The organism is Rhodococcus sp. UFZ-B548 (assembly GCF_903819475.1).
In the GTDB taxonomy this organism is placed as follows: Bacteria; Actinomycetota; Actinomycetes; order Mycobacteriales; family Mycobacteriaceae; genus Rhodococcus_F; species Rhodococcus_F erythropolis.
The window spans coordinates 63,383-72,910 of sequence record NZ_CAIJDS010000035.1 but is presented as its reverse complement, the minus strand read 5'-3'; the positions used below and the strand labels follow the sequence as shown (position 1 = coordinate 72,910).

General features: G+C 61.7%; 9 protein-coding genes. 1 reads left to right on the top strand and 8 read right to left on the bottom strand.

The genetic code is table 11. The features are described 5' to 3' along the window. Positions 1 to 229: 229 nt before the first annotated feature. The 5 genes from H7C86_RS24915 to H7C86_RS24895 form a co-directional block, all read right to left on the bottom strand. Entirely contained in the window at positions 230 to 2,137 is a 1,908-nt protein-coding gene (locus tag H7C86_RS24915; RefSeq protein ID WP_182262411.1) for an alkyl/aryl-sulfatase, read from the bottom strand. 68 nt (positions 2,138 to 2,205) lie between these two features. Continuing rightward, positions 2,206 to 2,526 (bottom strand): SHOCT domain-containing protein, encoded by a 321-nt coding sequence (locus tag H7C86_RS24910; protein WP_019745273.1) that lies wholly within the window; start codon positions 2,524 to 2,526, stop codon positions 2,206 to 2,208. Positions 2,527 to 2,550: 24 nt separating this feature from the next. Continuing rightward, positions 2,551 to 2,979, bottom strand: a complete 429-nt coding sequence (locus tag H7C86_RS24905; RefSeq protein WP_182262410.1) for a DUF6325 family protein — start codon at positions 2,977 to 2,979, stop codon at positions 2,551 to 2,553. A gap of 70 nt (positions 2,980 to 3,049) precedes the next feature. After that, a complete protein-coding gene (locus tag H7C86_RS24900; protein WP_182262409.1) occupies positions 3,050 to 4,321 on the bottom strand; it encodes a nitrate/nitrite transporter in 1,272 nt (423 codons plus the stop codon). 45 nt (positions 4,322 to 4,366) lie between these two features. Beyond that, positions 4,367 to 5,362, bottom strand: a complete 996-nt coding sequence (locus tag H7C86_RS24895; RefSeq protein WP_182262408.1) for an aldo/keto reductase — start codon at positions 5,360 to 5,362, stop codon at positions 4,367 to 4,369. A 101-nt stretch (positions 5,363 to 5,463) separates the two neighbouring features. Between H7C86_RS24895 and H7C86_RS24890 the strand changes: the two genes are divergently transcribed. Next, positions 5,464 to 6,021 carry a TIGR03086 family metal-binding protein gene (locus H7C86_RS24890; protein WP_020970773.1) on the top strand — a complete coding sequence of 186 codons (558 nt, stop codon included), beginning with the start codon at positions 5,464 to 5,466 and terminating at the stop codon, positions 6,019 to 6,021. Here H7C86_RS24890 and H7C86_RS24885 read toward each other — a convergent pair. The 3 genes from H7C86_RS24885 to H7C86_RS24875 all read right to left on the bottom strand — a co-directional run bounded on the left by H7C86_RS24885 (position 6,018) and on the right by H7C86_RS24875 (position 9,422). Further along, a complete protein-coding gene (locus tag H7C86_RS24885) occupies positions 6,018 to 7,292 on the bottom strand; it encodes an alkaline phosphatase family protein (RefSeq protein WP_182262407.1) in 1,275 nt (424 codons plus the stop codon). The two genes, H7C86_RS24890 and H7C86_RS24885, sit on opposite strands and share 4 nt — an antisense overlap. Next, positions 7,289 to 8,977: an alkaline phosphatase gene (locus H7C86_RS24880; RefSeq protein WP_080909613.1), complete on the bottom strand. Its 1,689-nt coding sequence runs from the start codon at positions 8,975 to 8,977 to the stop codon at positions 7,289 to 7,291. Before H7C86_RS24880 ends, H7C86_RS24885 begins: the two co-directional genes overlap by 4 nt. A 103-nt stretch (positions 8,978 to 9,080) precedes the next feature. Continuing rightward, positions 9,081 to 9,422: a hypothetical protein gene (locus H7C86_RS24875; RefSeq protein ID WP_019745280.1), complete on the bottom strand. Its 342-nt coding sequence runs from the start codon at positions 9,420 to 9,422 to the stop codon at positions 9,081 to 9,083. Between the last annotated feature and the right edge of the window lie 106 nt (positions 9,423 to 9,528).

Here is a 9,528-nt window from a genome sequence, read left to right as displayed (position 1 = left end):
TCTCCACGATCAGCAACACCATCCGCGACTGCAACTCGTGCCGGACACGCACCAGTTCCAGAACCTCACCCTTGAAGTCCTCACCATCCAGCTGCCACGCATCCCGACTGTCCATGCCCAAAGTTTAATCGAACACACTTTCGATAACCAGAGACAAAACGGACAACTTCAGAAGCGCCCAGAACTCGAGACTCGTTGAAATACAGCCTCATTCAACTGCCACACGCTGCTACGTCGGCGTGACTATCGCAAAGTTCGGGTCAGGCTCGTCAAGGTGTCCCGCAAGTTCTGCGAGCTTCGCCGGGTCGCCGGCCACCGTGATACTGCCATTCGCAATCTCGGCGCCCAGGTCCGCACCACCGAGCAGCACACCGAGCAGGTCGAGTCGACTCAAACTGAACGTCGCATCCACAGACCCAGCATCTGCAGACCCACCTTCCACGTCGAAGTGGATCAGCACTCCGTTGCTCAGTTCCGTTCGGTGCACGATGTTTTCGTCGGTGATGTTCCAATCGATGACGATGTGGGAATTCGCTGCACTCACTCCGTCGACACGGAGCGACACGGCGTCGAACACCTGCTTCACCGACAACGCTGCGGTGATGTCAGGAGCTGCAGCAACTGTGGGCGTACCCACCGAACCGTTGCGCAGTTCGTATGCACCGGTGAGGTAGAAGTTTCGCCAGGTGCCGTTCTCTGCACCGTACCCGAGTTGCTCGAAGGTATCGGCCTGCAGGGTCTTGGCCTCGGCGTTGTCCGGTTCAGCAAAGATGACGTAGTTCACCACCTGCGCGACCCATCGAAAGTCTCCGCTCTCGTACGATTCCCGAGCTTTTCGGAGCACCTCTGCCGATCCGCCCATGAACTCCACGTGACGCTTGGCCGATTCGACGGGTGGATGCTCCCACAGGTGCGCTGGGTTGCCGTCGAACCATCCCATGTAGCGCTGGTAGATGGCTTTGACGTTGTGACTGACGGAACCGTAGTACCCGTGTGTGTGCCACGCCTGTGCCAAGGCGGCTGGCAGTTCGATGGATTCGGCGATCTCTAGACCGGTCCACCCCTGATTGATTCGACGAAGTGTCTGATCGTGAAGGTACCCGTAGAGATCGCGCTGCAATGACATGAACTCGGTGAGCCGTTCGGTCCCCCACGTCGGCCAATGGTGGGATGCAAACACGACATCGGATCGTGAGGCGTAGCGATTGATCGATTCGGTCAGGTACGCCGACCACACATGCGGATCTCGCACCAACGCTCCACGAAGTGTCAGTAGGTTGTGCAGATTATGAGTTGCGTTCTCCGCCATGCACAGTGCGCGAAAGCCCGGGAAGTAGAAGTTCATCTCGGACGGCGCCTCGGTGCCTGGGGTCATCTGGAACTCGATCCGAACGCCGTCGATCGTCTCTGTATGACCAGTCTTCGAGATCGACACCGTCGGTGAAATCAGCGTCGGTGTACCGGTGGAGGTGGTCTGGCCCAATCCTGCACCGACGCCACCTCGAGGACCTCGAGGCAATGCCGCCCCGTACATGTATGCCGTGCGTCGAGCCATTGCCGTTCCCGCATAGACGTTTTCCTCGACGGCATGCTCCACGAATCCGGTTGGGGCATAGATCACGCATCGCCCGGCAGCGACGTCGTCTTCGGTGGTCACCCCCTTGACCCCACCGAAATGGTCAATATGCGAATGCGTGTAGATCACGGCGACAACCGGTCGATCACCACGATGCTCCCGATACAACGCGAGACCAGCGGCCGCGGTTTCCCGAGAAATCAGTGGATCGATGACGATGATCCCGCTCTCCCCCTCGATCAGGGTCATATTCGACAGATCGAGTCCACGTATCTGATAGATCGAATCCGTCACCGCAAATAGTCCCTGCTTGGCCACCAACCTCGATTGACGCCACAAGCTCGGATTGACGGTCGGCGGGCACTCTTCATCCAGGAATGAGTACGAGTCGTTGTCCCACAGCACTTTTCCGTCGGGTCCGGTTACCACGCCGGGATCGAGCGCGCCGATGAACCCGCGCTCGGCATCGGTGAAATCGGTCTTGTCGGAGAACGGCAGGGTCTCGGTGACTCGGGAGTTCGCCGCTTCGATTGCGGACGATGCTGCGCTTGGGTCGATCATAGATCAGCCTCTCATGCTCAATTGTCCAGTGTGGTAAACCCGTTCAAGGCTTCAAGAGCCAGCAGGCACTAGCTCAGCAACTGCGACTTTGCCGCGGCGAACTCCGCGTCGGTCAACACGCCGGACTGATGAAGCTGACCCAGCTCCTGCAGCTTGGAGACCAGATCGTCCGCGCCAGAAGGGGGAACGGACTGCACGGGTGCGACCTGCGGCGGCGGCTGTTGCTGCTGGTACTCCTGCTGGTATTCCTGCTGCTGCTCGCTGGCCTTCCGTTGACTCCGTCTATCCATGGCGTTGGACGTCGCTTTTGCGGTTCCAGCCACTACCGCAGTGCGCGCCACCGTGCCGAGCAACCCCGGCCGCCCTCTGCGTCCACCTCGAAAAACCATGCCGAACTCCTTGGGTAATTGTCGCTACTGAAATGCTGCTTCGACCGCTTCGACGACTACCTCGCGCGGTATCTGAACGTGAAGGACTACATCGCCGCCGCCACCGCGAACCGTCGACGCGAGCTCACGCGCCCACGTCTGCTCGTAGACGATGACTGCGGCGGACGTTCCTGGTTCGAGTGACTCACGGACCACGTCCAGATCCTCGTCACTGATCAATGCCTTGGCTTCGATGGACAGAATCGCCAGTCCGATCTCTGTGAGATCTTCGTCGACGTCGATCTGCGACACCTGTCCGTCAGCGTCCTTGGCGATGTACACGAGGTCGAGCAGGGTGACAAAACCTCGTTCCACCACGTTTTGCAGCGCGGCGACGGCTTCAGGATCCACAGTGGAACCTGGGAATGCCAGCACCACGAGCTCGACCGGTCCGATGTTCATTGCGTCGTTCATCCATCAAGCCTGGTGGCTCGGACGCTTGGGAACCTCACCCGCAGGGGATGAATTACCCGATGCGATCGAGTTATTTGTTGCGACGAATGACTTCGCGAATCGGCCGTACGTGTACGCCTTCTGCCGCGAGGGCTCGCCGGGCTTTGCCTCGGGTGACGAGCACACCGACGATGCCGAGAATCCAGACCGGATATTGCACCATCCAGGCGACGCGGAATCCGTCGAACGTGTACCCGCCCATGTGTCCGAGGATCACGCCCATCACTTGAATCACGATGAGGGAAGCGAGGAATCCACCGATGTTGACCATGCCCTGTGCGGTGCCCATCGCCGAACTCGGATTGGATGTGCGCGCGTAGTCGAAGCCGATCACCGAACCCGGTCCACCCACCGAGATGACGACCACCAGGATCGTCAACAACCAGAGCGGAGACGGTTCACTACGCGAAAGCACGATCGTCCACATGAGCGCGCTGGCGACCATGATGGTGAGAACCAACCACGATCGACGCATGGGATACCGACCGGTGAGAATGCCGAGGATCGGGCCGGCCACGATTGCCGAGATGACCGACAGCGTCAGCAGCGAGCCGACCGTCGTGGAGTCGAGGCCTTGAGCCGATTTCAGGTACGGCACACCCCACAGCAGCGCGAACGTCGTGATCGAGAACTGAGTCCCCATGTGGCTGAAGAACCCGAGGCGGGTGCCGGGCCGCATCCACACCGTCTTGATCTGTCGCCCGATCTCCTTGGCGCCGGCCGGCACGGCGACCACGTCGGTACCGGGCGGCGCGTCGCGGATGACACTCAACGCCAGTGCAAACGCCAACAGTCCGACAGCGGCAGCGCTGCCGTAGGCAAAAGTCCAGCCCGGCCCGGACAACAGCAACATGAACGGGAGCGCAGACATCACCTGGCCCAGCTGACCGAGGATGCCCGTGAACTGCGAGACCAACGGCACCTGCCGGGGCGGGAACCACTGCGGTACCAACCGCAACACCGAGATGAAGGTGAGTGCATCCCCGGCACCGACGGCAATACGTGCACCGATCGCGACGGGCAGCGATTCGGTGAAGGCGAGAGCCAACTGCGCGGACATCATGATGAACGCACCGACTGCGATCATGATCCGCGAACCGTAGCGGTCAAGGAGAACTCCCGCCGGAATCTGCATACCGGCGTACACAACGATCTGCAGCACGACGAAGCTCGACAGAACGCTGGGCGAGATCGAGAACCGATCAGCAGCAGACAGACCCGAGACACCGAACGAAGTGCGGTGAAGCACGGCGATCACGTAGGCAAAAACACCGACACCCCAGACCAACCACACTTTTTTCATCGGGTCTGTATGTTACTCCTGTCTTTCGCAAGGCTCAGGACATGATTATTCGCGGCCCTGAGAGACCCAATTCAAATCAGCCGAACGGAAGCCTTCGGTAATCGCGGCGAGGGAGTCGAGGCGAGCGATCTGGTCTTCGCTCAGAACGATGTCCAACGCTCCGGCGTTTTCGGTGACTCGTGCAGCGAACCGCGTGCCGGGAATCGAAACAGAAGGCAACCCGTACTGCCGGCCCTTGGCATCGAGCCATGCCAGGGAAACCTGTGCAGGCGTCGCGCCGAGCTCCTCACCGACGGCGCGGACCACGTCGAGAACCTTCTGATTAGCAGGGAGCGCGGAGTCCGAGAAGCGTGGGAAGCGTCGGCGCAGGTCGTTGTCACCGAGCGTCTCCGGATCGAACGATCCCGCCAGGAAGCCTCGGCCCACAGGTGAGAAGGGCACGAATCCGACTCCGAGTTCCGCGGCGGTGGGTACTACCTTGTTCTCGACGTCCCGACTCCAGATGCTCCATTCCGACTGGATCGCCGCGATCGGATGCACCCCGTACGCACGACGCAGTTCATCGCCGGTCGCCTCGGACAGGCCGATGTTGCGGACCTTGCCCGCCTTCACCTGCTCTGCGATCGCGCCGACGGTGTCTTCGATCGGAACGTTCGGGTCGACCCGGTGCAAGTAGTAGAGGTCGACATGATCGACGCCGAGTCGTCCCAGAGACTCGTCGAGTGCCTGCGGTACGTAGGCCGGGTCTCCGTTGATCCCGCGCTGACCGTTGGCGATGTTGCCGACCAGACCGAACTTCGTCGCCAACTGCACTTCGTCCCGGCGGTCTTTGAGAAGCTCTCCCACCGCACGCTCGCTCGAGCCCTCGCCGTACACGTTGGCGGTGTCGATGAACGTGATCCCGATGTCCACCGCATGGTGCAATGTGGCAAGCGCCTCGGCCGGATCCACCGGGCCGTAGACAGGGGCGACGGACATCGCGCCGTATCCCTGGGCGCTGACAGTGAGACCTTCGGCCAGAGTGACGGTGGGGACGGTCATGAAAACTCCTCGATTCGACTAAGCGACAACCTCGACAGTCTTCACCGAATCGAAGCCTCACGCACCGATTAACGTCACGCTGATCGGGTTACCCTCGAGTGATGGCATTCGATTGGCTCGAACTCGTGCTCACCGCCCACCGCGAATTCGGTTCACGACTCGCCGCAGTCGAGGACTGGAACGCACCCACGCCCGACTCCGACTGGCACGTCGAACACCTCGTCCGCCACGTCATCGAGGAGCAGCAGTGGGTACCGCCGCTCCTGGCCGGACTGACGGTCGGCGAGGCGACACCGGACATCGTTCCCGTCGGGGACGACCTGTGGACCGAATGGCAGAAGTACTCCGATGCCGCCATCAAAGCGTGGAAATCGACGGACCTCAGTGCCCACGTTCACCTCTCGTACGGCACAGTGAAGGTGGAACCCTATCTGCGCCAGCAGACCTCGGACGTCACGATCCACACCTGGGATCTCGCGCGAGCGGTCGGAGCAGACGAGCGACTCGATCCAGACCTCGTCGAGGCCGTCTGGTCCGACCTCGACGGGCAGCGCGACATGCTCGCCGAGAGCGGCCTGTTCTCCGCTCCCGTCGATCTTCCTGACGATGCGTCGTTGCAGGACAAGCTGATTGCCCTGACCGGCCGCGATCCTCGTTAGACGTTCAGCGTCACGCCCGTCGTGCGGGCGACGCCGTCCCAGCCGCCGGCAGGTGCACCGAGGCCGAGCAGAGCCGCAACCGTCGGCGCGACGTCGATCGTGCGAGCCTGCGTGTCGATCTTCCGTCCACCGTCGAGAGCGGGATGCCCGCCGCTGAGGAAGAACGGGATGGGCAGTGTCACGAAATGGCCGTGGTTGCCGGGAATCGGGTTGGACAGTGGAGTCGGATCACTGAACCGCCAGCCCTGAGCGCAAAACGCAACGACGTCACCGGCATTGGTGCCGAGATCGAATTCGGCGGGGAGGTGGCTGGATTCGACGCCGTCGACACCCTCGACGATCTGCTGAATCCGGCTGACGGCTTCCGCCCGTTCGCCATCGGGTCCGACGAAGTAGATCAGGTCTGCGCCACCGTTCTGGGCGATTCGAATCTTGCCTGCCAGCAACGGGTCCGCGTTCAGCGGTCGATCGAGTCCGATGAGCCGCGCGGGCTCCGACCAGTCCATGGAGTGGTCGGCCAACACGATCAGAATGCTCCGATTCCAGCGACCCGTGTCATGAAGGAAGTCGACGAAGCGGCGAACCTGGTTGTCGGTGTTCTGAAGTGCGGCCGTGCGAGCGATCCGGATGGACGGACCGGACAGATCCAGGTGCCCAACCCGATCGACGTCACCGAGGTTGGTGAACGAGAGCCGCGGCGAGTTCCCGCCGACGATACGGATCAAGGCGTCGATCGTGAAGTTGTCCGGCGCGTGCTCCGTGCCGGGAACGAGCGGCTGTGGATCCCACACCAGTGAGGCGCGGTAACCGAACAGCCCGTGGAGGTAGTGCTTCGACAGCACACTCGCAGTGGTCAATCCGAGTTCGGTGCGCACCCGATCAAGAACCGTCGATGCCTGCAGGTCGGAAGGCCGATCGAGGTCACGCTTCTTGTCGATGGACGGATCGTAGACGGAGTTTGCAGGCACTCCCGAACGCGCCGGCAGCACTCCCGTCATCATCGCCGTGTGATTCGGCAGCGTCTCCGCGATCGTGATGGCGCTGGCGTCCGGGTAGTGAATACCGCCGGCCGCAAGCCCGGTCAGCGTCGGGGTGAGCTCCGATCGCAACTCGTCCGGACGCATGCCGTCGACGACGATGACATGCACGTCCAGGTCTGGGATGCGTGCGCTGGTGGGAACGCTCGCGCGAGCGGGCGTTCCGAGCAATGCCGTTCCGGCGACAACACTTCCACCGATCAGAACGCTACGACGCGAAACTTCGATACTCACTGGTCGACTCCTGGTCGGTACGAGGCCTGATCGAGGGCGGCCGAAGTGGGCGAGACTCTACTGCCCGCGCCTGCCGGTAGACGGTAGCTCACGGCATAGTGCGCATTGCTCTGTGGATTGGTGAGATCGTCGACGTAGTACCAATCCATCTGAGTACCTTCGCGGGCGATTTCGAATACGCCGTAGCCGTGCGAATCCAGTTCGACGTACCGCACGTGTCGGTTCACTGCCTTGAATGCTTCTTCTGCCGCAACGGTTACCGTTCGCGGCGGCACTTTCAGCATGTCGTCGATGTTGGGCGACGTCACCGACGGGACGACGAACTCAGCGCCGACAGTCGGCCCGCCTGGGTAGTTCGCGGCATTGGTCGGTAGGTCGCAAGCCCACGACGTGTGGATGTCACCGGTGATGAAAACGGTGTTGTCCACACCGTTCGAGGTGATCGCGTCGAAAAGCCTGGTGCGGTCGGCGGTGTACCCGTCCCACTGATCCGTGTTGTACGGGACACCGGCCTGCGGCACTCCCACCAGTTCGGTCAACGCCGCGGTGGTCGCCGGCTCCAGCGGCGGGAACACGCACGGTGTGATCATGACCGGATTGCCGACGATCTTCCACTGCGTCGGGGAGGTGACGATTCCGCTGGTCAACCAATCCATCTGTGCGCGTCCGGTAATGGTGCGTGACGGATCGTCGACCTGCTTCATCGTCGGCTGCTCGTCGCGGTAGGTACGCAGGTCGAGCATCGAGATCTCGGCCAGATTCCCGAAGCGGAACCGTCGATACAGCTGAACGCTCGAACCACTACCCGACGGGCGGACAGGCATCCACTCGAAATATGCCTTGGCCGAGTTCGCCTTTCGATCTGCCCAATCGCCTTCGATACCGGGAGTGTGATTTTCGGCGCCGTCCCGGTACGCGTTGTCGGCCGATTCGTGATCGTCCCACGTAGTGATGAACGGGAGTTTCAGGTGAAGAGCAGCCAGATCCGGGTCGGTCTTGTACTGCGCGTGCCGAATTCGGTAGTCGGCCAGCGAAATGATCTCGTGGGCCGGCTCGTGAAGGCGAACGGATCCGTTCCGCGCGCCGTACTCCCCCTGCCCGTACTCGTAGATGTAGTCACCGAGATGAATGATCGCGTCGAGGTCTTCGCGGAATGCGAGGTGGCGATAAGCACCGAAATATCCTGCTTCCCAGTTGGAGCAGGACACGACGCCGAAGCGGAGACGATCGAGATCTGCCGAGTTCGACGGAGCCGTGCGGGTGCGTCCCACCGGAGAAACAGCCGAACCCGCAGTGAATCGGTACCAGTACGTCGTCGACGAATCGAGTCCGGTGACGTCGACCTTCGCGGTGTGATCGGATTCTGCCGAAGCAGCAACACTTCCCGACGCCACAACGCTCGCGAACCCCTCATCGGTCGCGACCTGCCAGTTGAGCGTCACCGCCGCCCCGACGCCCGAACCTGGCGTTGCGTCTGCCGTTGGGGTGATGCGGGTCCAGATGATCACGGCATCCGGCAACGGGTCACCGGATGCCACGCCGTGCGCGAATCCCGGGCTGCCACCCGGAACCTCGGCACCGGCGTGGCTCGCCGAAGCGACACCGAGACCTACTGCGCCGGCGAGAGCCGCCGATCCCTGCAGTAGGCCACGTCTGGATATTCGATCGAAGGCATTCGTGTGCACGCTAGGAGTGAACCCGCACCTGAACGGCCGTTCAAGAGAGCTTCGGGATGTTCACCCAGGCTTCGCCTGCGATTCTCTGAAAGTTTGACCGAGTCGATCCCGATCACAACCGGTAGTCGAGGGCCGAGCCTCGAACCACACCGACCTTGACTCCGATGTAACCGCCGAGTGCACCCCCGGCCGCGATCAGGATCCAGAACGCCGGCGGAATCAGTGCCTCGGACCCGTCGATCTCGGAGAACGCGGAATAGCCGGCGATCAACGCACCGAACAGCACAGGCAGTATCAGCAGTGCGGCAAAGAAAGTCACCCACACCGATACGAAGCGGCCCTTCCACCGGGCAATCTCGTGCAGAACCGTCAGAACAACCAGGAAGACACCACTACCGGTCAAGACGGCCGCCAGAACTGCAAACCCGAAAGCTGAAATCAGTTCCGACTCCACCTGAATCCCCCTGTATTTGAATCGCCCAGCACACCCAGCCCCAACTGTGATGCGGCGAGTCTATTCACGACGGGCGACGTCTGTTGGCAACTCGAGTCGCTCGTCT

Excerpts from the sequence above, each read along its gene's own strand:
- H7C86_RS24915 (WP_182262411.1), bottom strand. The coding sequence starts at position 2,137 with ATGATCGACCCAAGCGCAGCATCGTCCGCAATCGAAGCGGCGAACTCC.
- H7C86_RS24910 (WP_019745273.1), bottom strand. The coding sequence starts at position 2,526 with ATGGTTTTTCGAGGTGGACGCAGAGGGCGGCCGGGGTTGCTCGGCACG.
- H7C86_RS24905 (WP_182262410.1), bottom strand. The coding sequence starts at position 2,979 with ATGAACGACGCAATGAACATCGGACCGGTCGAGCTCGTGGTGCTGGCA.
- H7C86_RS24900 (WP_182262409.1), bottom strand. The coding sequence starts at position 4,321 with ATGAAAAAAGTGTGGTTGGTCTGGGGTGTCGGTGTTTTTGCCTACGTG.
- H7C86_RS24895 (WP_182262408.1), bottom strand. The coding sequence starts at position 5,362 with ATGACCGTCCCCACCGTCACTCTGGCCGAAGGTCTCACTGTCAGCGCC.
- H7C86_RS24890 (WP_020970773.1), top strand. The coding sequence starts at position 5,464 with ATGGCATTCGATTGGCTCGAACTCGTGCTCACCGCCCACCGCGAATTC.